The sequence below is a fragment of the Mesorhizobium sp. ArgA1 genome (assembly GCF_053714375.1).
This window is the reverse complement of record NZ_JBSKBQ010000100.1, coordinates 1-1,061: the sequence shown is the minus strand read 5'-3', so window position 1 is coordinate 1,061 and position 1,061 is coordinate 1. Positions and strand designations below refer to the sequence as shown.

1 pseudogene is annotated in these 1,061 nt (G+C 65.1%); it reads left to right on the top strand.

The features are described 5' to 3' along the window. Positions 1-84: 84 nt before the first annotated feature. Positions 85-1,061: pseudogene (locus ACWGTI_RS32490) on the top strand (IS1380 family transposase); the annotation flags it as partial.

Here is a 1,061-nt window from a genome sequence, read left to right as displayed (position 1 = left end):
GGATGTAGCCTAAGCGATTGATTTGGCGTAGGATTCGGTTGTCTAAGCCAACCCTGCCACCACATTTCGCGAGCCACACCCGCCATGACCGACGATACGTTGCTGCAGCTCTCATTTCCAGCCGTTGGACGCAAGAAGATCACAGCTGCGTTTGACGGCGGACGCATCACCTCGGATGGTGGCGTCATGCTTTTGGCCGCGGCCGAGCGACGCCTGCAACTGGCCGACAGGCTGTCCGCTGCGATCCACGATCCGCGCGACCCACAGCGGGTGACGCACGCCATGGCCGACATTCTGTGCGCCCGCATCTTTGCGATCGCATGCGGCTACGAGGATGCCAACGATCTCGACCGGCTGCGCACCGATCCGGCCTTCAAGCTCGCCTTGCGGGCGGCTGCCCGACAGCGGGATTGATCTGTGCTCGCAGCCGACCTGCTCGCGCCTGGAGAACCTGCCCGACCTGCGCACCGTCATCCGGCTCGGCTGGGTGCTGGTCGATCTGTGGCTGTCGAGCTATGCCGCGCCGCCAAAAAGCGTGACGCTCGACATCGACGACACGGTTGATGTCGTTCACGGCCATCAGCAGCTCTCGCTGTTCAACGCCCATTACGACGAGCGCTGCTTCCTGCCGATCCACATCTACGACGCCGCGACCGGACGTCCGGTCGCCATGATCCTGCGTCCTGGCAAGACCCCGACGGGCAAGGAGATCCGCGGCCATCTGCGCCGGCTTGTCCGGCGCATCCGCGCCCGCTGGCCGGCCACCCGCATCCTGGTCCGCGGCGACGGCCACTATGGCCGGGCCGAGGTCATGGCCTGGTGCGAGAACAATGCGCTCGACTACCTCTTCGGATTGCCCGGCAACAAGGTTCTCCAGCGTCTCGTTGATGAAGCCGCCGACGATATCCGCACCCGCCGCGCGCTCGAGCAGAGGCCGGTGCTGCGCGGCTATGCCGAGACCCGATACAAGGCGAAATCCTGGAAGACGCAACGTCGCGTCTGCGCCCGCATCGAGGCAACCACCCGCGGCCTCGACATCCGCTTCGTCGTCACCAATCTCG